19 protein-coding genes and 1 tRNA gene are annotated in these 22,226 nt (G+C 74.0%); 12 read left to right on the top strand and 8 right to left on the bottom strand.

Annotation, left to right across the window (positions count from 1 at the left end; genetic code table 11):
- Window positions 1-302: 302 nt before the first annotated feature.
- Entirely contained in the window at window positions 303-1,094 is a 792-nt protein-coding gene (locus tag POF43_RS29360; RefSeq protein ID WP_282704854.1) for an ATP-binding cassette domain-containing protein, read from the top strand.
- Window positions 1,054-1,923, top strand: a complete 870-nt coding sequence (locus POF43_RS29355) for an ABC transporter permease (RefSeq protein ID WP_271318207.1) — start codon at window positions 1,054-1,056, stop codon at window positions 1,921-1,923. Before POF43_RS29360 ends, POF43_RS29355 begins: the two co-directional genes overlap by 41 nt.
- Window positions 1,924-1,983: 60 nt before the next feature.
- Here the strand turns inward: POF43_RS29355 and POF43_RS29350 are convergent.
- From POF43_RS29350 to POF43_RS29330, 5 genes are all read right to left on the bottom strand, one after another.
- Window positions 1,984-2,059, bottom strand: a tRNA-Lys gene (locus POF43_RS29350).
- A gap of 329 nt (window positions 2,060-2,388) precedes the next feature.
- Window positions 2,389-3,333, bottom strand: a complete 945-nt coding sequence (locus POF43_RS29345) for a ribose-phosphate diphosphokinase (protein WP_271318739.1) — start codon at window positions 3,331-3,333, stop codon at window positions 2,389-2,391.
- Window positions 3,334-3,378: 45 nt separating this feature from the next.
- Window positions 3,379-3,525: a hypothetical protein gene (locus POF43_RS29340; RefSeq protein ID WP_282704849.1), complete on the bottom strand. Its 147-nt coding sequence runs from the start codon at window positions 3,523-3,525 to the stop codon at window positions 3,379-3,381.
- An 11-nt stretch (window positions 3,526-3,536) separates the two neighbouring features.
- Window positions 3,537-4,034 carry an NUDIX domain-containing protein gene (locus POF43_RS29335; protein ID WP_372516150.1) on the bottom strand — a complete coding sequence of 166 codons (498 nt, stop codon included), beginning with the start codon at window positions 4,032-4,034 and terminating at the stop codon, window positions 3,537-3,539.
- Window positions 4,035-4,230: 196 nt separating this feature from the next.
- Complete coding sequence (locus tag POF43_RS29330; RefSeq protein WP_282704847.1) at window positions 4,231-4,785, bottom strand: ATP-binding protein; 555 nt, start codon at window positions 4,783-4,785, stop codon at window positions 4,231-4,233.
- A 279-nt stretch (window positions 4,786-5,064) separates the two neighbouring features.
- Here POF43_RS29330 and POF43_RS29325 point away from each other — a divergent pair, with 279 nt between their 5' ends.
- The 7 genes from POF43_RS29325 (at window position 5,065) to POF43_RS29295 (ending at window position 14,608) form a co-directional block, all read left to right on the top strand.
- Window positions 5,065-6,441, top strand: a complete 1,377-nt coding sequence (locus tag POF43_RS29325; RefSeq protein WP_271318275.1) for an NsdA family TPR-like regulatory protein — start codon at window positions 5,065-5,067, stop codon at window positions 6,439-6,441.
- 26 nt (window positions 6,442-6,467) lie between these two features.
- Window positions 6,468-7,034 (top strand): GNAT family N-acetyltransferase, encoded by a 567-nt coding sequence (locus tag POF43_RS29320; RefSeq protein WP_271318274.1) that lies wholly within the window; start codon window positions 6,468-6,470, stop codon window positions 7,032-7,034.
- 374 nt (window positions 7,035-7,408) lie between these two features.
- A complete protein-coding gene (locus tag POF43_RS29315) occupies window positions 7,409-8,425 on the top strand; it encodes a Gfo/Idh/MocA family protein (RefSeq protein ID WP_271317000.1) in 1,017 nt (338 codons plus the stop codon).
- Between the two features lie 253 nt (window positions 8,426-8,678).
- A complete protein-coding gene (locus POF43_RS29310) occupies window positions 8,679-10,346 on the top strand; it encodes an LCP family protein (protein WP_271317001.1) in 1,668 nt (555 codons plus the stop codon).
- A gap of 267 nt (window positions 10,347-10,613) precedes the next feature.
- Window positions 10,614-11,357, top strand: coding sequence for a TetR/AcrR family transcriptional regulator (locus POF43_RS29305; protein WP_271323891.1), 744 nt, complete (start codon window positions 10,614-10,616; stop codon window positions 11,355-11,357).
- A gap of 471 nt (window positions 11,358-11,828) precedes the next feature.
- The gene (locus tag POF43_RS29300) at window positions 11,829-13,403 is read left to right on the top strand and encodes an NAD(P)-binding domain-containing protein (protein WP_372516152.1); all 1,575 of its coding nucleotides are present in this window, start codon (window positions 11,829-11,831) and stop codon (window positions 13,401-13,403) included.
- Window positions 13,400-14,608: a cytochrome P450 gene (locus POF43_RS29295; RefSeq protein ID WP_271323889.1), complete on the top strand. Its 1,209-nt coding sequence runs from the start codon at window positions 13,400-13,402 to the stop codon at window positions 14,606-14,608. Before POF43_RS29300 ends, POF43_RS29295 begins: the two co-directional genes overlap by 4 nt.
- A 141-nt stretch (window positions 14,609-14,749) precedes the next feature.
- Here the strand turns inward: POF43_RS29295 and rfbH are convergent, their stop codons facing one another.
- Complete coding sequence (rfbH, locus tag POF43_RS29290) at window positions 14,750-16,075, bottom strand: lipopolysaccharide biosynthesis protein RfbH (RefSeq protein WP_271317708.1); 1,326 nt, start codon at window positions 16,073-16,075, stop codon at window positions 14,750-14,752.
- A gap of 365 nt (window positions 16,076-16,440) precedes the next feature.
- Between rfbH and POF43_RS29285 the strand changes: the two genes are divergently transcribed.
- Window positions 16,441-17,643, top strand: a complete 1,203-nt coding sequence (locus POF43_RS29285; protein ID WP_282698810.1) for a carbohydrate-binding protein — start codon at window positions 16,441-16,443, stop codon at window positions 17,641-17,643.
- Window positions 17,644-17,688: 45 nt separating this feature from the next.
- Here the strand turns inward: POF43_RS29285 and POF43_RS29280 are convergent, their stop codons facing one another.
- Both POF43_RS29280 and POF43_RS29275 read right to left on the bottom strand, forming a co-directional pair.
- Window positions 17,689-18,444 (bottom strand): IclR family transcriptional regulator, encoded by a 756-nt coding sequence (locus POF43_RS29280; RefSeq protein ID WP_372516149.1) that lies wholly within the window; start codon window positions 18,442-18,444, stop codon window positions 17,689-17,691.
- Between the two features lie 268 nt (window positions 18,445-18,712).
- Window positions 18,713-19,984, bottom strand: a complete 1,272-nt coding sequence (locus POF43_RS29275) for an aspartate aminotransferase family protein (protein WP_271325270.1) — start codon at window positions 19,982-19,984, stop codon at window positions 18,713-18,715.
- Between the two features lie 94 nt (window positions 19,985-20,078).
- Between POF43_RS29275 and POF43_RS29270 the strand changes: the two genes are divergently transcribed.
- Both POF43_RS29270 and POF43_RS29265 read left to right on the top strand, forming a co-directional pair.
- The gene (locus tag POF43_RS29270) at window positions 20,079-21,557 is read left to right on the top strand and encodes an NAD-dependent succinate-semialdehyde dehydrogenase (RefSeq protein ID WP_271317665.1); all 1,479 of its coding nucleotides are present in this window, start codon (window positions 20,079-20,081) and stop codon (window positions 21,555-21,557) included.
- Between the two features lie 131 nt (window positions 21,558-21,688).
- Window positions 21,689-22,189 (top strand): DUF3830 family protein, encoded by a 501-nt coding sequence (locus POF43_RS29265; protein ID WP_282698806.1) that lies wholly within the window; start codon window positions 21,689-21,691, stop codon window positions 22,187-22,189.
- Window positions 22,190-22,226 lie beyond the last annotated feature (37 nt).

The following is a 22,226-nucleotide window of genomic DNA, read 5'->3' as shown; positions in this document are numbered from 1 at the left end:
AGCGCCCCCGCGCCGACGCGAACGCCGACGTCGGCGCGGGCGTGAACGGGAACGCCGGCGGCGGCGCGAACGCGAACGAGAACGCCGGCGGCGGCGCGAACGGGAACCCCACCGGCGCGGAAACGGAAGCCGGCGCCGACCCCGGCAGCCTCACCCCGACCGGTGCGGACGCTGCCACCCCGACCGCCGCGGACGCCACCCGTACCGGCGCCACCCGTACCGGCGCCACCCCCGCGGAGCGCCCCGCCACCCCCGCGGAGCGCCCCGCCCCCGGCTCGCCCGACGCCGTCGTCTGTGCGGGCCTGTCGTACGTCTTCGGGGAGACCCGGGCCGTCGACCGGGTCGACCTGCGGGTCGGCGCCGGTGAGGTCTTCGGGCTGCTCGGGCCGAACGGTGCCGGCAAGACCACCGTGATCCGCTGCATGACGACGCTGCTGCCGGTGCCGTCCGGCAAGGTCACCGTCTTCGGCCACGACGCGGCGAAGGAGGCGATGGCCGTGCGCCGCCTGCTCGGCTACGTCCCCCAGCAGCTGTCCGCCGACGGCGGGCTCACCGGGCGGGAGAACGTCACGCTGTTCGCCCGGGTCTTCGACGTCTCCCGTAAGGAACGGGCCGCCCGGGTCCAGCAGGCGCTGGAGGCGGTGGACCTGCTGGAGTCCGCCGACCGGCTGGCCAAGACGTACTCCGGTGGCATGGTCCGCCGCCTCGAACTCGCGCAGGCCCTGGTCAGCGCGCCGCGCCTGCTGATGCTCGACGAGCCGACCATCGGCCTGGACCCGATCGCGCGCACCAGCGTCTGGGAGCACATCGACGCGGTCCGCCGGGCCACCGGCATGACGGTGCTGGTCACCACGCACTACATGGACGAGGCCGACCAGTACTGCGACCGGGTCGCGCTCATGCACCGGGGCCGTATCCGCGCGCTCGGCACGCCCGGCGAACTCAAGGCCGACCTGCGCGAACGCCGCGCCGACGACTCCGAGCCGACCCTGGAGGACGTCTTCCGCGACGTCGCCGGCAGTGGGCTCGGCGATGAGGGAGGGGATTTCCGCAGTGTCCGAAGCACCCGCCGCACCGCGACCCGGGTCGGCTGACGCCACCACCGCCCGGCCCGTCGACCAGCTCGACCTGCTGCTGACCCCGCCCACCCCCCGTTCCGGCTGGCGGGTGCCGGCCGCGCGGGCCTGGGCGATGTGCCTGGTCGAACTCCAGAAGCTGCGCCACGACCGCACCGAGCTGTACACCCGGGCGGTGCAGCCGGCGCTGTGGCTGCTGATCTTCGGCGAGACGTTCACCCGCATCCACGCCATCCCGACGCCCGGCGTGCCGTACCTCGACTACCTGGCGCCGGGCATCATCGCGCAGTCCGCGATGTTCATCGCCATCTTCTACGGCATCATGATCATCTGGGAACGCGACGCCGGCGTCCTGACGAAACTCCTGGTCACCCCGACCCCGCGGGCCGCGCTCATCACCGGCAAGGCGTTCGCGGCCGGGGTGAAGTCGGTCATCCAGGCGGTGGTCGTGGTGGTGCTCGCCGCGATCCTCGGCGTCTCGCTGACCTGGAACCCGCTCAAGCTGCTCGGCGTCGTCGTGGCCGTCATCCTCGGCTCGGCGTTCTTCTCCTGCCTGTCGATGTCGATCGCCGGCATCGTGCTGACCCGCGACCGGCTGATGGGCATTGGACAAGCGATCACGATGCCGTTGTTCTTCGCGTCGAACGCCCTCTACCCGGTCGCGGTGATGCCCGGCTGGCTCCAGGTCCTCAGCCGCATCAACCCGCTCAGCTACGAGGTCGACGCGCTGCGCGGCCTGCTGCTGGGCACCCACGCCCACCTGCTGCTCGACTTCGGCGTCCTGCTTGTGGCCGCCCTCGCCGGCATCACCGCGGCGTCCAGCCTGCTGGGCCGGCTGGCGCGGTGACGGGCCGGGCAGGGACCGGGCAGCACGAAGGCCCCCCGGTGAACCGGGGGGCCTTCCGTGTGGTGCGCCGCCAGGGACTTGAACCCCGAACCCGCTGATTAAGAGTCAGCTGCTCTGCCTGTTGAGCTAGCGGCGCTCACCGACGAGAAGAAGTTTATCCCATGGTCAGGGGTGCTCAGGACCGGGCGGAGGCCGGCGCGCGCCGAGCGGTGCGCCGGGTGGGCCGGAGCAGGGCGACGGCACCGGTGGCCGGTGCGGCGGGGGTGAGGGTGCTGATGGTGGCCGGTGCGGCGGGGGTGAGGGCGGCGGGGGTCGGAACGCTGACAGTGGTGATCGGGGGCGGCGATGGGGACGGCCGTGCGGGGCTGCTTCGTGGAGGCCGGTCACACCGGGCGGCATCTACGATTCGTCCCCGCCGGAGGCCCACGCGACGAACGCGGGTCGCCGGGCGGCCGGATCGCCCGGTCAGTTCTCGTCGAACAGCGCGCTGACCGACTCGCCGTTGTGGATGCGGCGCATCGCCTCGGCCAGCGCCGGCGCGATCGACAGCACGGTCAGCTTGTCGGTGCGGTCGTCGGCGGGCACCGGCACGGTGTTGGTGCAGACGATCTCCCGCACCTCCGGCTGCGCGCCGAGCCGGCCCAGCGCACCGGAGGAGAACAACCCGTGCGTGCAGGCCACCCGTACCGAGGCGACGCCCAACTCCCGCAGGCGTTCCAGGAGTTCGAGGACCGTGCTGCCCTTGGCGATCTCGTCGTCCAGCACGATGACGTCCCGCCCGGCGACCTCGCCGATGACCGAGGCGATGCTGACCCGGTCGTCGCTGAACCGCTGCTTGGCGCCGGCCGCCACCGGCACCCCCAGCATGCGGGCGAACGCGGCGGCCTCCTTGGCGTTGCCCAGGTCGGGGGAGACGACGACCGCGTTGGACAGGTCGGAGTGCCGGAAGTGCGCCGCCAGTTCGCGCAGCGCGTGCAGGTGGTCGACGGGGACGCTGAAGAAGCCGTGCACCTGCGGGGAGTGCAGCGTCATCGCCAGTACCCGGCTGGCCCCCGCCGCCACCATCAGGTCGGCCACCAGCCGGCCGCCGATGGAGATGCGCGGCGCGTCCTTCTTGTCGGACCGGGCGTAGGCGTAGTGCGGCATGACGACCGTGGTGCGGGCCGCGGAGGCGCCGCGCGCGGCGTCCAGCATGAGCAGCAGCTCGACGAGGTTCTCCTGCACCGGGGCGACCAGCGGCTGGATCAGGTAGACGTCGCGCTCGCGGCAGTTCGCCTGGAGCTGCACCTCCAGGCAGTCGTTGGCGAACCGGCTGACCCGCACCGGGTGCAGCGGCACCCCCAGATGGGAGCAGACCTCCGCCGCGAGTTCCGGATGGGCACTGCCACTGAAGACGGCGATGTCGCGCACAGGGACGATCCTTTTGGGGTCGGTACGGGCGGCTCGCCGCGGAGCCTACCGGCCGCCCGGCACCGTCACGGGTGCCGGACCGCGCCGGTAGCCGCCGTGCTTGCCGGCCCGGGCCACCCCGGCCGACGTCACCCCGGCCGACGTCACCCCGGCCGACGTCACCCCGGCCGACGTCACCCCGGCCGGTCCCACCCCCGCGGTCCTCACCCCCGCCGGTCCCACCCCTGCAAACGCACCCCCGGGTCCGCACCGGTGAGGTACTCCCGCAGGACCGCGCCCGTCGAGGGGACGAACTCCTCCGGGACGGAGTCGGTGCGCACCCATGCGACCCGTGCGTGTTTCCCCGGTTCGCGGTTGACCGGTTCGCCGGTCCACGTGTCGGTGGCGAGGACGACGGTCAGGAAGCCGTTCGGCGACTCCACGCCCCACGCGCCGTGGATGACGTGCGCCAGCCGCAGCGACTCCGGCGCCACGACGACGCCGGTCTCCTCGTACAGCTCCCGCACGGCCGTCGTCGTGACCGGTTCGCCGGGATCGCTCTTGCCGGACGGCAGGTCCCACAGCCCGGCCGCGAACCGCGCACCGGCGCCCCGCCGCAGCAGCAGGACGCGCTCGCGCTCCCGGTCGTGCACGATGACGGCGCCGACGAGCAGCGTCATGGCGGCGGTGGCGGGCGGTGCGGGAGCGGGGCGGTCGTCCATGACCGCCATCCTCGCGGATCGCGCCGCCGACCGTTCCTCCGCCGACCGTGCCTGCCTCCGGGATCGCGGTGCCGCCCACATGCCTCCGTCGACCGCGCCGCCTCCGCCGCCAACCGTTCCTCCGCCGGAGGACCACCCCGCCGAAGGACCACCCCGCCGAAGGACCACCCCGCCGGAGGACCACCCCGCCGGAGGCTCACCCCTCCGGAGCGAGCGCGAAGCGGAGCCAGACCGTCTTGCCGGCGGGGTCCTGCCGTACGCCCCAGCCGTCGGCGAGCGCGCCGACCAGGAGCAGGCCGCGGCCGCAGGTGTCCTGCGCGCCGGGGCGGTGCCGGACCGGTCGGCCGTCACCGGCGTCGCGCACCTCGACCAGCACGCCGGCGGCGTCGCGGATCAACGTGACGGTGAAGCCGGCCACCCCGCCCGCCCCGATCGCCCCGACCACTGAAGACGCCCCGCCTCCCCCGACCGCCGGGACCGCCCCGACCGCCGAAGTCCCCCCGACCGCCGGAGGCGCCACGTGGACCACCGCGTTCGTGGCGATCTCCGACAGGCACAGCCGCATGTCGTCCAGCCGGTCGGTCACGCCCCAGCCGGCCAGCGTCTCGTCGGCGAAGCGCCGCGCCTCGGCGACCGACTCCCCGCGGTGGGCGAAGGAGCGCCGGCGGTGCCGGGGGGCGGCGGCCGGCGCGGGCCCCGTGCCGGCCCGCGTGCCGCTCGACTGCCGTGTCCTGATGGCCTCGTCCGGCACGGTGGATCACCGCCTCATCGCTTCGTGGAGATGCGGATTCGAGCGTGACGGTTCGTCAGGGGCGGCGCAACGACGCGGATGCCGACGTCTTCGTCCGGGGTGGACGACCGCCCGCCGTGGGTACCGTCATGGTGACGCCGTCTGCACCGCCGTCTGCCGCCGGAAGGGTGAATCACCTGCCCTGACCTGGGCGGTTCGCACTACGGTCGGGCTCGACGAGTTGATCCACAACCCACTGTGGGGGACGCGATGGCTCAACCACCCACCATGCTCCGGGCGTTGGTCACCAGCCGTCACTGGCAGGTGTTCGAGACCTTCCGGCGCCAGTTCGAGCGCGCGGCGAACGAACTGGCCGAGCGCGAGGGCGACCCCGCGCTGGAGGGACTGACCGTCTCCAAGCGGCAGTTCGAGCGCTGGTACGGCGGTGAGATCAAGACCCGGCCGTATCCGGCGCTGTGCCGGGTGCTGGAGGCGATGTTCGGCGAACCGGTCGACGCGCTCCTGGCGCCCGCCGCCCGGCGGGCGCCACCACGGCCCCGACCCGTCACACCGTTACGGCACGTCGTTCCGCCGGTGGACCGACGCGCCCTGTCCAGTGCCGAGTTCACCGCCCGTCCCCGGGCCGGCGAGGCCGCCGGCCGGGACACCATAGAAAGGCAGGTCGTCATGGCGGCTCGTCGTGCGTTCCGATTCAGCGCGATGACGGAAGGCAGCAGTGTCGGACGCGAGACGCTGGACCAACTCCAGCAGGAGGTACGGCGGTTGACCGTCGCCTACCCGTGCACACCGCTGACCACCCTGCTCGGTGACCTGGTCGAGATGCAGGACCTGTCCTTCCGGCTGCTGGAACAGGGCCGCGTCCAGCCGCGCCAGGCACGGGAGTTGTACCTGCTGTCCGCGATCACCTCCGGCATGCTCGCCAAGGCCAGTCACGACCTGGGCGACACCTACTCCGCCATGACGCAGGCCAGGACCGCCTACGTCTGCGCCGACAACGCCGACCACCCCGCGATGCGCGCCTGGGTGCGCGGACTCCAGTCGCTCATCACCTACTGGGCCGGCCGCCACCAGGACGCCGCGCACTACGCGGCGCTGGGCACCGGCATGCCCACCACCGGCACGACCGCCGTCTGGCTGGCCGGCCTGCACGCCCGCGCCAGCGCCGCCCTCGGGGACGCCGACACCGCCCGCGCCTCGATCCACCGCGCCGAGGAGGCCCGCGCCGCCGTCACCCGCGACGACCTCGACGACTTCAGCGGCATCATGACGTTCTCCGAACCGCGCCGGCTGTACTACGCCGCCGACACCCTGGCCTGGCTGCCGCACGCGCCCGACGCCGAGCGGGCCGCCCGGGCCGCGGTGACCGCCTACGAGCAGGCCACCCCGCAGGAGTGGGCCTTCGGCGACCAGGCCGGCTCCCAGACCGACCTCGCGCTCGCCCGGGTCAGGGCCGGCACGCTCGACGGGGTGGCGGACGCGCTGCGGCCGGTGCTGGACCTGCCCGCCGAGCAGCGCATCAACGGTGTCGTCGCCTCGGTCCGCCAGATCCACACCGCCCTGCGCGACCCCCGCTGGCTCGACGCGGCCGAGGCGCGCGCGGTCCGCGGCGAGATCGAGGCGTTCACCGCGACCCCGGCCGCCGCCCTGCCGAGGTAGCCGCCGCGGCGGGTAGGGTCCGGCGCATGCATCCCGTCGACATCGCCGGACCCCGGCTCCAGTTGCGCGAGTTCACCGACGAGGACGCGGCGGCCGTGCTCGCGATATACGGCGACGCCGAGGCGACCCGGCACCTGAGTTTCGCACCGCGCACGCCGCGGCAGGTCGAGGAGATCGTCGCGCGGTCGATCGCCTCGGCGGCGGCCCGGCCGCGTTCGGAGTACGCCGTCGCCGTCACGCGGGCCGGCGCCGCCGCCGACGTGGTGGGGTTCGCCCGGCTGGCGCTGGACCCGCACCAGCAGCGCGCGGCGACGATCGGCTTCGCGCTGCGCCCCGACACCTGGGGCGCCGGCCTCGGCACGGAGACGGTGCACCTGCTGTGCGCCCTGGCCTTCGACGAGTTGGGCCTGCACCGGCTGTGGGCCGCGCGGGCGCCGCTGAACACCGCGTCGGCCAGGACGCTGCTGCGGGCGGGCATGACGCAGGAGGGCCGCATCCGTGAGCACGTGTTCGTCAACGGTGCGTGGCGGGACTCGGTGACGTACTCGGTGCTGGAGGACGAGTGGAGCGGCCCGGCGGGACGCGGCGCCTGAACGACGGCCGCCGCGGGCCGTCGTGCCGCGCGGCGTACGCAACGGGCCTGCCGACAGCCTGACTTCGGTACGCCGACGAGCCCGGGCGGCGCGTCCGTCCCCGCCCGCCCCTCCAACAGCGCCCCGGTGCACGCGCGTTGGCCGGACGACCGCACCCCGCGCCCCGACCTCCGCGCCCCGAACCCCGCACCCCGACCCCCGTCACCGGCCCGCTCGGAACGGTCACCGCTTCCGACGCCGGCCCGGTAGGAACGTCACCGGCCCCGTCGAACCGATCGCCCCGGACTCGGCCCGGCCGCCTCGCGGTGCCCGGCCCCCGTCTGCCAGGCTGCTCGGCGCAGGACGTCCCCGCAGGGCGTCCCGGACGTGAGGAGATGACCACGGTGGAGCGGCCGCTGCGTTTCGGAGTGCTGGGAGCCGCCCGGATCACCGGTGCCGCGCTCGCCGGCCCGGCCCGTGACGCCGGGCACCGGCTGGTCGCGGTCGCGGCCCGGGACCGCCGCCGGGCCGAGGCGTTCGCGGCCGAGTACGGCGTGGCACGGGTCCACGACTCCTACGCCGGCGTGCTGGCCGACCCGGACGTCGAGGTCGTCTACAACCCGCTGCCCAACGGCCTGCACGGCCCGTGGAACCTCGCCGCGATCGCCGCCGGCAAGCACGTGCTGACCGAGAAGCCGTCGGCGAGCGACGCCGCCGAGGCCGCCGAGGTCCGCGACGCCGCCGCGCGGGCCGGGGTGGTGGTGATGGAGGCGCTGCACTCGTACTACCACCCGGTCAACGAGCGGCTGCGCGCCGTGCTGGACAGCGGTGAACTGGGCGGACTGCGGCACGTCGAGGCCGTGCTCAGCGGTCGCTGCCCGGACGGTGACCCGCGCTGGTCGCTGGAGCTGGCCGGCGGCGCGGTGATGGACGTGGGCTGCTACGGCCTGCACGCGGCCCGTTCGCTGGCCCGGTTCGGCGGCGGTGAGCCGGCGGTCGCCGCGGCCCGGGGTGGCGAACGGGCCGGCGCCCCCGGTGTCGACGAGTGGCTGGCGGCCGACCTGGTCTACCCCGGCGGCGCGACGGCCGCCGTCCGCTGCCACATGGCCGCCCCCGACGACCTGATGACCTTGCGGGTCACCGGCTCCCTGGGCGAGGCGTTCGTCCACAACTTCGTCCTCCCGCAGCGTGACGACCGCCTCACGATCCGCACCGCCGCCGGCGAACGCACCGAACACCTGGGCCGGACCGCGTCCTTCGCCCACCAACTGGCCGCCCTCACCGCCCACTTGCGCGACGGCGCCGCACTGCCGACCGGCGCCGACGACGCGGTGGCCACCATGGAGCTGATCGACGCCGCGTACCGGGCGGCGGGGTTCGCGCCGAGACCGCGGACGTACCTGACGCCGTGACGTCGTGACGCCGAGACCGCGGACGTACCTGACGAAGTGACGTCGTGACGCCGACGCGGTCGGATCCGACGCCGTGACGGAGCCGCGCCGCGCCGACGCGCCGGGCGGGGATGAAACCTTCACGGCGTGAAGGTCGCATGGAGAAATGGTCGGCATGTGCGTGTGTCGTGCAACCGAATCACCGTCCGCGAAGTCCTAGGCCCTGACTTTTGTCGTCAGGGAGCCCCCGGGCTCGTGTTCCGAGGAAGTGACCATGGCGAAGCCGTCCCACACCCCGCGGGACCGGTCCGCGTCACGCGGGAGCGGCGCGCCGGGCGACCAGCGCGACTTCGCCCCCGGGCGCCGGGGCCGCCGGGGTCGCCGCCGGGGGCTGAAGATCGCCGGGCTGGTCACCGGCTTCGTGGTCGTGGTGGCCGGCGTCGGCGGCGTGTGGGCGTACGAGAAGCTCAACGGCAACATCAAGTCCGACGACCTGTACGCGGGCAAGGGCGGCGACACGCTCCACGAGAAGGCCGACGCCTTCGGCCGTACCCCGATCAACATCCTGGTGATCGGCTCGGACTCCCGCACCGACAAGGCCGACTGCGCGATCGGCGGCGCCTGCCAGGGCGGCGACGGCGGGGCCCGCGCGGACGTCGAGATGGTCCTGCACATCTCCGCCGACCGCTCCAACGCGACGGTGCTCAGCATCCCGCGCGACCTGGAGACGGCGCTGCCGGCCTGCACCGACGACGACAACCACACCAGCGTCGGCCCGCGCACCGACATGATCAACTCGGCGCTCGGCTACAGCCCCGGATGCAGCGTGCTTGCGGTCCAGCAGCTGACCGGCATCCCCATCGACCACTTCATGATGGTCGACTTCTCCGGCGTGGTGAACATGGCCGACGCGGTCGGCGGGGTGCACATCTGCGTCGACCACAACATCTACGACCCCTACTCGCACCTGAAGCTCAAGAGCGGCGGCCACACCCTCCAGGGCGTCGCGGCCCTGGAGTTCCTGCGGACCCGGCACGGGTTCGGCGGCGGTACGGACACCGGCCGCACGGTGGCGCAGCACCGGTACCTCACCAGCCTGATCAACAAGCTCAAGAGCGCCGGCACCCTGACCGACCCCGCCGCCGTGTGGAAGCTGGCGACCGCCGCCACCAAGTCGCTGACGGTGGACGGCGGGCCGAACGGCATCGGCAGCATCGGCAAGCTGACCGGCCTGGCCCAGGACGTCAACAAGGTGCCGGCCGACCGCATCACGTTCACCACCATGCAGACCTACGACGACCCGGACCCCGATGAGAGCGGCCGGCTGCTCGCCGCTCCCAACGCGCAGACGCTGTTCAAGGCCATCGCCGACGACCAGTCGCTGACCACCGCCGGCGGCGGCAAGTCCGCCGCCGCCGCGTCCGCCACCGCGATACCCACCGGCGGCATCGCGGTCCACGTGGAGAACGGCACGTTGGCACCCGGCCGCGCGGGCGGCATCCGCACGGCCCTGGTCGCCGACGGCTTCAGCCCGGCGTCCACCGCCGGCAACGGCCCCTCGGCGTCCACCACCACGCTGACCTACCCGGCCGGACAGCAGCCGCAGGCCAAGGCCGTGGCCGGCGCCCTCGGCCTGCCGTCCGCCGCCCTCAAGCAGGGCACCGGCGCCGGGTTCACCCTGCTGGTCGGCGCCGACTGGCCCACCGGCACCGCCTTCCCCGGCCACCGGGGCACCCCGGCGCCGGTCGACACCGCGGCGGCCCTCGGCGGCGCCAGCCAGCAGAACGGCGGCGACACCGGGAAGTGCGCGCAGGTCGGCACGGCGGACACCCTCATCGGTGCGACGGCCACCGGCCGGATCACCACCGCGCCGACGCCTTACGGCATGTCGCCCGAACACGCCTACGCCATCAGCCCCGATGTCCCCGACTCCGCGCCGTGAGCCGGCGGACTTCCTGAGCCGGTGAGCCGGCGAGCCGGTGAGCCGGTGAGCCCGTGGACCCGTGAGTCCGCGGGCCGTTGACCCGCCGCCCGTGGCCCCGTGAGTCCGCCGGCCCGTAGCCCCGCAGACCCGCGGCCCCGCAGACCCGCGGAGCCGTGGCCCCCGCGGGCCCGTCGCTCCCGGTGCCGCCGCCGTACCCCCGCCGCCGTGCCGACGGCACCGCGGGCCGGCGGCTAGCATCGTCGCCAAAGCGATGGGGGACCGGTCATGGGTGAGCAGCCGACACCGTCCGCCGCCGGGCGGCCCCGCAGCCGCCGGGGCCAGGGCGAGCGGTTGCGGACCGAGATCCTCGCGGCGGTGGACCGGCTGCTGGTGGAGTGGGGCAGCGCCGAGAAGCTGACGATCCGCGCGGTCGCCCGGGAGGCCGGCGTCGCGGCCCCCAGCATCTACCTGCACTTCCCGGACAAGGCCGAGCTGGTGTGGGCGGCACTGGAGGGCAAGTACGCCGAACTGGCCGCCCTGATGCGGGCCGCCGACGCGGCGGCGGAGGCCGGCGGACCGGCCGGCCGGCTGCGGGCCCAGGTGCACGCCTACTGCCGGTTCGCGCTGGTCGACCCGGGCCACTACCGGCTGATGTACGAGGTGCGCCAGCCCGCCGTCGACGCGGAACGCATCCGCCGCCACCCGGCCCGGCTGGTGTCGGGCAGCCTGCGCCAGGCGCTGGCGTGCTGCCGGGACGCCGGGCTCACGGTGTCGCTGCCGGTCGAGCAGGCTGCGCACACCCTGTGGGCCGGCCTGCACGGCATCGTCTCGCTCAGCCACACGCTCTCGCCCGACCTGGAGGAGGAGCGGCTCCTCCTCGGGCTGGCCGACGGACTCCTCGGCTCCCTGCTGCCGGGCGACGCCGCCGCCAGGGCCGCGCTGGCCGAGCACGGCGACCCCGGCGTGCTCCGGGTCATCCACGCCACGGTCCTCGACCCGCAAGCGCCGGTTCCGGCCGCGGAACGCTGACCTCCGGCCGCCCGCCGTGGCCCGGCCGGCGCCGACCATGCGTCAACTCCCGCCGTTATGCGGTGATTCGGGGCGCCCGCAGCGTGGCTTGATCCGGTTCCCCACCGGGTGGACGACGTGAACGGCGGAGGTCTAACGTCATCAGTGAACTTAGTTAGGTGACTGAGGCAACTACATCCCCTCGCTTCCGGGAGGCACCGCGTGATGTCCGAAGGCAACCCACCAGGGGCCGGAGCCGGCGGCCTCGCGGCCGGTGAGGCAGGGCCCGGAGCCGATCGCCCGCGTCCCGGAGGGGACGGTCCGCGTCCCGGAGCCGGAGCCGCCGCCGGAGCCGGCCTTCCGCACCCCGCAGCCGCAGCCGCAGCCGCAGCCGAATCCGGTGCCGCAGCCGACGGCCCGCACCCCGCAGCCGGCGCCGGCGCCGGCGACCCGCACCCCGCAACCGCCGTCCCGCGGGCCGGGGTCGTCGGTCTGGGCGCGATCGGGGGCGGGGTCGCCGTCAGCCTGGCGCGCGGCGGGCTGGTGCCGCAGGTGTACGACATCCGCCCGGACGCCGCAGGGGCGCTCGCCGGAGTGCCCGGGCCACTGGCCTCGCCGGCCGAGGTCGCCCGGAGCAGTGACGTGGTCATGGTCGCCGTGCTCGACGCCGACCAGGCGCGGCAGGTGATCACCGGTGCCGACGGCCTGCTGTCCGCCGCCCATCCCGGCCTGACGGTGGTGCTGCTGAGCACCGTCGCGCTGCCCGTGGTGCGGGAACTGGCCGCCGCCTGCGCCGCGTCGGGCGCCGGGTTCCTGGACTGCGGCGTCACCCCGGGCGACCGGGCCGCCGAGCACGGCATGGTCGCCATCGTCGGCGGCGACGAGCGCGTCGTCGAGGCGGCGCGGCCGGTCCTCGACGGCTGGGCCAGGAAGATCGTGCACTGCGGTCCGACCGGCGCCGGCATGGCCACCAAGATCGCCCGCAACGTCATCACCTACGGCGGCTGGCGCACCGTCGCCGAGGCGGCCGCCCTGGTGCGGGCGGCCGGGGTGGACCCCGGCACGCTGGCCGGCGTCATCGACGCCGCCGACCCCGAGGGTGCCACGCTGCTCCAGCTGCTGCGCATGCGGCGCGACGGCCTGCCCGCCGAACTCGCGGGGCGCATCGAGGTGTTGATGCGCAAGGACCTCGACGCGGCCCGCGAACTCGCCGGTGACCTGGGCGTCGGCGTCCCCCTGGTGGACGTCACCCGCGACCGCGTCCGGCACACCCTCGGCCTGCCGGACGCCGCCGCCGACCCGGCGACACCGCCAGCCGCGCCCGGGTCCGCACCGCCGACCACGCCCGGGTCCGTCGCCCCGGCCGCACCGCCAGCCACGCCCCAGTCCGCCGGCCCGGCCGCACCGCCGACCACGCCCGGGTCCGTCGCCCCGGCCGCACCGCCAGCCACGCCCCAGTCCGCCGGCCCGGCCGCACCGCCGACCGCGCCCGGGTCCGTCGACCCGACCGCACCGCCGACCGCACCCGGGCCCGCGGAGCCCTCCTCCGCCCTGCCGGCGGACCGGCGCGAGCGCGGTCTGGCGATGATGGACCGGGTCTACCCCGGTCTCGGCGGCCTCGGGGAGCCGGCCGACCCCTTCACCACCCAGACCGTGGACTACCTGTTCGCCGACGTCTGGAGCCGCCCGGACCTGTCGGTGCGCGACCGGCGGCTGCTCACCCTGGGCGTGGCCGCCGCCACCGGCCGCGCCGACCTGATCCGTATCCAGGCCGCCGGCGCCCTGGACAGCGGGGAGTTGACCGCCCCGCAGCTGCGGGAGGCGGTGCTGCACCTCGCCCTGTACGTCGGCTGGTGCGACGCCACCGCCACTCACCAGGGTGTCACCGCCGCCCTGGCCGACCACGCCGCGGCCACGCCCGACGCAGCCGGCACCGGCACCGGCACCGCCGACGCGGCCACCACCGCTGACGCCGCTCCCAGCACCGCCAGCACCGACACCGCCGCCAGCACCGCCACCGACCCGAACACCGACACCGCCCCCACCACCCCCACGGAGCAACGATGACCGAGACGCTTCCGGCGATGCCCGTCCACCGTGCCGCCCCGCTCGACCCGCCGCTGGAGTACCACCGGCTGCGCGAGGAGCAGCCGGTCACCCGGGTCCGTTTCCCCAACGGCACCTCCGGCTGGCTGGTCACCCGGTTCGAGGAGGGCAGCGCGGTCTTCGCCGACCCGCGGCTGAGCGCCCGCCGCCCCCGGCACGACACACCCGAGGGCGAGGTCTCCGAGGCGGGTGAGGAGGCACCGTTCAACCCGACCTTCGTGATGATGGACGAGCCGGACCACGGCCGTTACCGCCGGCTGCTGGCCGGGCGGTTCACCCCGAAGAGCGTGCGGCGGACCCTCCAGCCGTACATCGACCGGATCGTCGACGAGCACCTGGACGCCATCGCGGCCGGGCCCGCCACCTTCGACTTCGTGCAGGCCATGGCGCTGCCGGTGCCGTGCCTGGTGATCTGCGAACTGCTCGGGGTGCCCTACGCGGACCGTGACGGCTTCCACCACGCCACCGAGGCGATGATGGACATGGCCAACAGCCGGGCCGAGCGCGACCGCGGCGCCCGGTGGCTGATCGACTACATCACCCGGCTGGTCGCCGACAAGCGCCGCACCGGCGCCGCCGACGGGCTGCTGGCCGAGCTGATCGCGGTCGCCGACGGCGAGGACGGCTTCCTGACCGACGACGAACTCATCGGCATGGGCGTGCTGCTGCTGTTCGCCGGGCACGACACCACCGCCGCGATGATGGGCCTGTCGGTCTTCACCCTGCTCACCCACCCCGAGCAGCGCGCGGACCTGGCCGCCCACCCGGAGAAGACCGGGCAGGCGGTCGAGGAACTGCTGCGCTACCTGACCATCGTGCAGTTCGGGCTCGGCCGGGTCGCCCTGGAGGACCTGGAGTTCGCCGGGCAGCACATCGCCCGGGGCGACCTCGTGGTGGTCGCGATGCCGGCCGCCAACCGCGACCCGCGCGCCTTCGACGACCCCGACAGCCCGGACTTCGACCGCCGGATGAGCCGCCACCTGGCCTTCGGCTTCGGCGTCCACCAGTGCCTGGGCCAGAACATCGCCCGCGCCGAGCTGACGACCGTCCTGCCCCGCCTGCTGGCCCGCTTCCCCGGCCTGCGCCTGGCCGTCCCCGCCGACCAGGTCCCGATGGACACCCACGGCACCAACTACGCCGTCAAGAAGCTCATGGTCACCCGGTGACCGGCGAAGTCGAGGCCGCCAACGCCCGGCGTCACCAAGGGCGTTGGTCCCGCCGTCAGCCGGTGGCGGTGATACGGCACGACCGACGCCCCATGCCGAAGCGGGCGTCGACCCCGTGTACGGTCAACGCCCGCCGAGCGGTCAGCGCTTGCGGGCGGCGAAGTCCCGGATGCTGTCGATCATGTACTGGGTCATCTCCGGGGTCAGCGCCGGGTGCACGCCGATCCAGAAGGTGCTGTCGGTGATGACGTCGCTGTTGGCCAGGTCGCCCACCACCCGGAACTCGCTGTCGAGGTAGGCCGGGTGCCGGGTGAGGTTGCCGGCGAACAGCCGCCGGGTGTTGATCCGCCGCGACTCCAGGAAGTCGGTCAGCTCCTTGCGGGTGTAGGCGGAGTCCGGCTGCACGGTGATGGCGAAGCCGAACCAGCTCGGGTCGGTGCCGGCGGTCGGGCGCGGCAGCAGCAGGCCGGGCACGCCGTCCAGACCCTCACGCAGCGTCTGCCAGTTGGCCCGGCGGGCCGCGCAGAAGGCGTCCAGCTTGTTGAGCTGGCTGAAGCCCAGCGCGGCCTGCAGGTCGGTGGCCTTCAGGTTGTAGCCGACGTGCGAGAAGATGTACTTGTGGTCGTAGCCGTGCGGCAGGGTGCCCATCCGCTGGTCGAAGCGCTTGAGGCACTTGTCGTCCTCGCCCGGCTCGCACCAGCAGTCGCGGCCCCAGTCGCGCAGTGACTCCACGATCCGGGCCAGCGCCAGGTTGGCGGTCAGCACGCAGCCGCCCTCACCCATCGCCAGGTGGTGCGCCGGGTAGAAGCTGACGGTCGACAGGTCGCCGAAGGTGCCGGTGAGCCGGTCGCCGATGGAGGAGCCGACCGCGTCGCAGTTGTCCTCGACGAACAGCAGGTCGTGCTCGTCGCACAGCCGCGCGACCTCGTCGGCGGCGAACGGGTTGCCCAGCGCGTGCGCGATGACGACGGCCTTGGTCTTCGGGCCGATCGCCTCCTTGATGCGCTCCGGCGTGGTGTTGTACGTACCGAGTTCCACGTCGATGAAGACCGGCACCAGGCCGTTCTGCACGATCGGGTTGACGGTGGTGGGGAAGCCGGGCGCCACCGTGATGACCTCGTCGCCCGGGCGCAGCCGCCGGTCCTCCAGGCGGTGCGAGGTCAGCGCGGTGACGGCCAGCAGGTTGGCGGACGAGCCGGAGTTGGTCAGGTGGGCCTTGCGCAGCTTGAAGCGCCGGGCGAAGGCGGCCTCGAAGGAGCGGGTGCTGCGGCCGGCGGTGATCCGCATCTCCATCGCGGCCTCGACCAGCGCGGCCCGGTCGTCCTCGTCGAAGACCGCGCCCGCCGGGTTGATCGGGGTGACACCGGGTTCGAACGGCTTCGGCGCCGTGACCGTGCGGTGGTAGGCGCGTGCCAGCTCCAGCATCGCGGCGGCCTGTTCCGCCGCAACGTCGGGCGTGGTGGTCATGGCTGTCTGCCTTTCGTCAACCGGATGCTGACACCACGGTGACCGGTCGGGCTCGGAGGTCTCTCAAGCAGGGGCGGAACCGACCGGCCGCCCGCCCGGTTCTCGCCCGGCGCCCGGGCCGGCCGCCGGCTCCGCGCGGGCCGGGGAGCGGAAAGTTGGCCGGAGTTGGTCCAGTCCAATGTATTGACGTGGTCGCGTCACGCGGCCACCCTGTGGGGCATTGGTCTGTACCACTTGCTCCCGTGGTCCGGCTCGGCCGGTCCGCCTCCGATCCCCGTTCAGGAGGACCGTTGTCCCGCGAAACGTTCCGCAGACTCCGGCCGCTGGCCGCCGCGGTGTCCACGGCGGCACTCGCGCTGGCCGCCATGGGCGCCGCCTCGGCGACCGCCGCCACCCCGCACGCGTTCGCCGGCGCCGCACCGCACGCCGGCACCACCGTCACCAAGGCGGCCGCGCTGGGCGACAACTGGTACGCCGCCGCGCCCTACCTGATGCCGCTGGACAACGACCCGCCGGACGCCGGCTCGGTGATGGACGCCACCGGCATGAAGGCGTTCCAGCTGGCCTTCATCCTCGCCCCGACCGGCGGCGGCTGCACGCCGACCTGGGGCGGCACCGACGCGGTCTCCTCCGACACCCAGGTGACGTCCGTCATCAACGCCATCCGGGCCAAGGGCGGCGACGTGTCGGTCTCGGTCGGCGGCTACGGCGGCACCAAGCTCGGCCAGGAGTGCGGCAGCGCCTCGGCCACCGCCGCCGCGTACCAGCAGGTCGTCACCAAGTACGGCTTGCACGCCATCGACTTCGACCTCGAAGAGCCGGAGTACGAGAACACCGCGGCGATCGCCAACGAGCTCGGCGCCGCGCAGATCCTCCAGCAGAGCAACCCGGGCCTGTACATCTCGGTGACCACCCCGGGCACCGCGGCCGGCACCGGCTGGTTCGGCACCCAGATGCTGGACGAGGCCAAGTCGCTGGGCTTCACGCCCAACAACTTCTCCATCATGCCGTTCGACGGCGGCTTCTCCGGCGCCGCCTCGCAGACCGCGGCGCTGACCGCGTTCAACCAGATCCTCCAGACCACCTTCGGCTGGGACGCGGCCACCGCCTACGCCCACGAGGGCTACTCCGGCATGAACGGCCGCTCGGACTCCGGCGAGTACTTCTACCAGGCCGACTTCCAGACGGTGCTGAACTTCGCCGAGTCCAACCACATGGCGCGCTACACCTTCTGGTCGGTCAACCGCGACCGCGAGTGCAGCCCGCCGGACAACAACGGCACCACGTCCGGCACGTGCAGCAGCGTCACCCAGGGCGCCTACGACTTCACCAAGTTCGCGACCCAGTTCGCCGGCGCCACCCCGCCCAGCTCCCCGACCCCTCCGCCGACCAGCCCCCCGCCGGGCGGCGGCACCTGCACGGTGGCCGCCTACAGCGCGACGGCCGTCTACACCGCCGGCAACCAGGTGTCGTACAACGGGCACGTGTGGACCGCGAAGTGGTGGACCCAGGGCGAGGCGCCCTCCACCGGCGGCTCCGGCGTGTGGACCGACGACGGCTCCTGCTGATCCGACGGCAGGTCGACTACGTGAGCGGGCCGGTCGGTTCGCACGTCACCGGATGGCGTGCGACAACATGACCGGCCCGCAGCGTCTGTTGAGCAGATCGGCGGCGGCGCGCAGCCGGTGCACCTGGTCCAGCGGCATCGACACCGCCAGGCACCCGACCATGCTGCCGACCGTCACCGGCACCGCCGCGCACACCGTGCCCAGCGCGTACTCCTGAAGGTCCAGGCAGGGCGCGGTCGGCGGCTGGCTGTCGAGGGTGTCGAACAGCGTCTTCGCGCTGGTGATCGTCTTGGAGGTGAACCGCGGCGTGCGGTGCCGGGTGAGGTGGTCGCGCCGCCCGTCGAGGTCCAGCTGCGCCAGCAGGCACTTGCCCAGCGCGGTGGCGTGCGCCGCGGAGCGGAAGTCCACCCATTCGTTGACCCGCGGGGTTGCCTCGGAGTCGGCCACCGCCGGCACCCGCAGCTCGCCCTTGTCGTAGCGCCCGAAGTAGACCGCCGCGTCCACCTCGTCCCGCAACTGCTCCAGCACCGACTGGAGTTTGGCCCCGATCGCCTGGCGCCGCCCGCCGCCGCCCAGCACGATCGCCGAGTCGCCGAGCACGAACCCGCCCTCCTCGCACGTGAGATAGCCCTCGTGCCGGAGCATGTCGATCATCGGGGTCAAGTACTCCCGCGCAACGCCGAGTTCACGCGAGAGCTGATCGAGCGTCACCCCCGAGCCGTGCCGGTCGACGGTCTCCAGTACGCGCATGGCGTAGGTGATCGCGAAGGCGGGCGGGATCATCCGGTCTTCCAGCGCCACGGTGTCCCCCTCGGCAGTCGGGCCCGCCCAACGATAGCGCCCGGCCGCCGCGCCGCCACGCCCCCCGGGCACTTTCGCCGGCATCCGCTTGCCCGCCTCGCGGGGCTCCCCACCTCGGCGTATGCCCGCACGCCACCCGTTCCGGGCGGGCCCGTCCACGCCGGTCGACGCCGCCGCGGACGCCGTCCACCGGGGCTCACGCCGGCCGGGCCGGTCGGGCGGACGCGGGGCGCCGGCCGATGCCGCCGGGCGCCCCGGGAGCCGTCCGTCAGGCGCCGGTGGCCACCGCGGCCTCCACCGACTCCTCCCACAGGGCCAGGCCCTCGTCGATCTGCCCGGCGTCGACCACCAGCGGCGGGATCATCCGCACCACGTTGCCGGTCGCGCCGCAGGTCAGCAGCAGCAGACCGCGGGCGGACGCCTCCTGCTGGGCGCGGGCGGCGGTCGCCGGGTCGGGCTTGCCGGCCGCGTCGACGAACTCGCTGGCGCACATCAGGCCCAGCCCGCGCACGTCACCGATCGCCTTGTTCCGCTCCGCCACCGCCCGCAGCCCGGCGATCAGCCGGTCGCCCTGCTCCGCGGCGTTCTCCACCAGCTTCTCCTGCGCCACGACCTCCAGCGTGGCCAGCGCCGCCGCGCAGGCGACCGCGTTGCCGCCGTAGGTGCCGCCCTGCGAACCCGGCCGGGCCTGCGCCATCAGGTCGCGCGACGCGGCGATCGCCGACAGCGGGAAACCGGAGGCCAGCCCCTTCGCGGTGATCAGGATGTCGGCCAGCGGACCCTGCGGCACGAAGTGCTGGTGCCCCCAGAACCTGCCGGTGCGGCCCACCCCGGTCTGCACCTCGTCGAGGATCAGCAGCGCCCCGATCCGGTCGGCCCGCTCCCGCAGGCCGCGCAGGAACCGCTCGTCGGCCGGCACGTAGCCGCCCTCGCCGAGCACCGGCTCCACGATGAAGGCGGCCGTGTCGTCCGGCGCCGTGGCGGTGGCCAGCAGGTAGTCCAGCTCGTTCAGCGCGAAGTCGACGGTCTGCTCCTGCGGCCAGCCGTAGCGGAACGCGGTCGGGAACGGCGCCAGCGCCACACCGGGCATCATCGGCCCGATCCCGGCGCGGAACTTGTTCGCCGAGGTGGTCAGCGCGCCGGCGCCCATGGTGCGGCCGTGGAATCCGCCGTGGAAGGCCACGATGTTCTGCCGCCCGGTGGCGTGCCGGGCCAGCCGGACCGCGGCCTCGACCGCCTCGCTGCCCGAATTCAGGTAGAACACCGAATCCAGGGTGGGCGGCAGGAACTCGCCCAGCCGGTCGGTCAGCTCCAGCAGCGGCCGGTGCATGACGGTCGTGTACTGGCCGTGGATGAGGGTGGCCACCTGGCGCTGGGCCGCCGCCACCACCCGCGGATGGCAGTGCCCGGTGCTGGTCACGCCGATCCCGGCGGTGAAGTCCAGGTACCGGCGGCCGTCGGCGCCGTACAGGTGGACGCCCTCACCGCGTTCCGCCAGCACCGGGGTGGCTTGTTTGAGCTGCGGGGACAAGGCGGTCATGGGTCTCCTCGAAATCGTAGGATTGTCGACAACCTCTTCCGCGTGCAAGCATGGCGGTGCCGGGTACTGTCCGCAAGAGACAGGGGAAAGGGTCGTGACCGACCACAACGAGACCGATGTCGTCGAGCGGGTCCCCAAGGGCCTCCTGATCGGTGGGAGTTGGCGCCCACAGGCGGCGCCCGGGGACGGGCCGCGCGAGTTCCAGGTCGAGGACCCCTCGCTGGCCGAACCGCTGTGCTCGCTGCCGGACGCCGGCACCCCCGACGCGCTCGACGCCCTGGACGCCGCGCACGCCGCCCAGCCCGGCTGGGCCGCCGTCGCGCCCCGCGAGCGGGCCGACATCCTCTACCGCGCCTACCAGGAGCTGATGCGCCGGCAGGACGACCTGGCGCTGCTGATGACGCTGGAGATGGGCAAGCCCGTCGCCGAGTCGCGCGGCGAGATCGCCTACGCCGCCGAGTTCTTCCGCTGGTTCTGCGAGGAGGCCGTCCGGATCGACGGCGGCTGGCAGACCTCCCCGGACGGCAACGGCCGGATCTGGACCATGCGCCAGCCGGTCGGACCGGCGCTGCTGATCACCCCGTGGAACTTCCCGATGGCCATGGGTACCCGCAAGATCGGCCCGGCGATCGCGGCCGGCTGCACGATGATCATCAAACCGGCCCACCAGACGCCGCTGTCCATGCTGGCGCTGGCCGGCATCCTTCAGGACGCGGGCCTGCCCGCCGGCGTGCTCAACGTGCTGACCACCACCCGCCCCGGCGAGGTCTGCGAGCCGCTGCTGCGCGACGGCCGCATCCGCAAGCTGTCCTTCACCGGCTCCACCAAGGTCGGCAAGCTGCTGCTCGCGCAGTGCGCCGACCAGGTGCTGCGCACCTCCATGGAGCTGGGCGGCAACGCCCCGCTCGTGGTCTGCGAGGACGCCGACCTCGACAAGGCGGTGGCCGGCGCCGCCGCCGCCAAGATGCGCAACATCGGTGAGGCCTGCACCGCCGCGAACCGGATGTACGTGCACGCCTCACTGGCCGGCGAGTTCACCGCCCGCCTCGCGGTCCGGCTCGGCGCCATGCAGGTCGGCCGCGGTACGGAGCCGGACGTCGTCGTCGGCCCGCTCATCGACGCCGCCGGCCGCGACAAGGTCGCCCGGCTCGTCGAGGACGCCGTCGCCGAGGGCGCCAAGCCGGTGCTCGGCGGCGCCCCGATCGAGGACCGCCCCGGCTACTTCTACCCGCCGACCGTGCTGGCCGACGTGCCGGCGACCGCCCGCCTGCTGCGCGAGGAGATCTTCGGCCCGGTCGCCCCCGTCGTGCCGTTCGAGACCGACGAGGAGGCGCTCGCGCTGGCCAACGACACCGAGCACGGCCTGGTCTCCTACGTCTTCACCGAGAACCTGCGCCGCGCCCTGTGGTTCACCGAGCGCCTGGAGTCCGGCATGGTCGGCCTCAACAAGGGCGTCGTCTCCACGCCCGCGGCGCCCTTCGGCGGCATCAAGCAGTCCGGCCTCGGCCGCGAGGGCGGCCGCGTCGGCATCGAGGAGTTCCTGGAGACGAAGTACGTCGCGCTGGACGCCTGACCCGCACGCCCGATCCGCAGGCCCGACCGGGACGCCCGCCCCGCACCGCGTCCGGGCCCGGCCCCGCCGGACACCCGCGTCACCCCCGCCCCGCCCCCGCACGGCCCCCCTCACCCCACGGAGGAGATCCCATGACCGAACGGTTCGTCGAAGTCGGCCTCGCCAAGCGGGCGGTCTCGTGCACGGTGAAGCTGCTGGACGACCTGGCCCCGCTCACCTGCGCCGCCGTCTGGGACGCGCTGCCGCACGCCGGCGACGTGTACCACGCCAAGTACGCGCGCAACGAGATCTACACCCTGCTGCCCGCCTTCGCCGAGCAGGAGCCGCCGCCGGAGAACACCACGATCACCCCGATCCCCGGCGACCTGTGCTACTTCTCGTTCACCGACACCATCCTGGGCAACCCCGGCTACGGCTACGGCGAGCAGACCGGCCACGCCGGGCACCGCAAGGTCGTCGACCTCGCGCTGTTCTACGGCCGCAACAACCTGCTGATCAACGGTGACGCGGGCTGGGTGCCCGGCACCGTGTGGGGCAGCGTCGTGGAGGGCCTGGACGTGATGGCCGAGGCCGCCCACGACCTGTGGCGGGGCGGCGCGCTCGGTGAGACGTTCACCGTCCGGCAGGTGTGACGCCCCCGGGGTTCCCGGGCCCGGGAACCCGGCAAGA

The sequence above is a fragment of the Streptantibioticus silvisoli genome, from assembly GCF_027947535.2.
In the GTDB taxonomy this organism is placed as follows: domain Bacteria; phylum Actinomycetota; class Actinomycetes; order Streptomycetales; family Streptomycetaceae; genus Streptantibioticus_C; species Streptantibioticus_C silvisoli.
The sequence above is the reverse complement of the archived record's forward strand: the minus strand, read 5'-3'. Positions and strand labels throughout refer to the sequence as shown.

Bases quoted from the DNA above. Each gene is read 5' to 3' on its own strand.
- POF43_RS29285 (WP_282698810.1), top strand. From the start codon at position 16,441: ATGGGCGCCGCCTCGGCGACCGCCGCCACCCCGCACGCGTTCGCCGGC.
- POF43_RS29305 (WP_271323891.1), top strand. From the start codon at position 10,614: ATGGGTGAGCAGCCGACACCGTCCGCCGCCGGGCGGCCCCGCAGCCGC.
- POF43_RS29320 (WP_271318274.1), top strand. From the start codon at position 6,468: ATGCATCCCGTCGACATCGCCGGACCCCGGCTCCAGTTGCGCGAGTTC.
- POF43_RS29310 (WP_271317001.1), top strand. From the start codon at position 8,679: ATGGCGAAGCCGTCCCACACCCCGCGGGACCGGTCCGCGTCACGCGGG.
- rfbH (WP_271317708.1), bottom strand. From the start codon at position 16,075: ATGACCACCACGCCCGACGTTGCGGCGGAACAGGCCGCCGCGATGCTG.
- POF43_RS29315 (WP_271317000.1), top strand. From the start codon at position 7,409: ATGACCACGGTGGAGCGGCCGCTGCGTTTCGGAGTGCTGGGAGCCGCC.
- POF43_RS29265 (WP_282698806.1), top strand. From the start codon at position 21,689: ATGACCGAACGGTTCGTCGAAGTCGGCCTCGCCAAGCGGGCGGTCTCG.
- POF43_RS29295 (WP_271323889.1), top strand. From the start codon at position 13,400: ATGACCGAGACGCTTCCGGCGATGCCCGTCCACCGTGCCGCCCCGCTC.
- POF43_RS29335 (WP_372516150.1), bottom strand. From the start codon at position 4,034: ATGGACGACCGCCCCGCTCCCGCACCGCCCGCCACCGCCGCCATGACG.
- POF43_RS29275 (WP_271325270.1), bottom strand. From the start codon at position 19,984: ATGACCGCCTTGTCCCCGCAGCTCAAACAAGCCACCCCGGTGCTGGCG.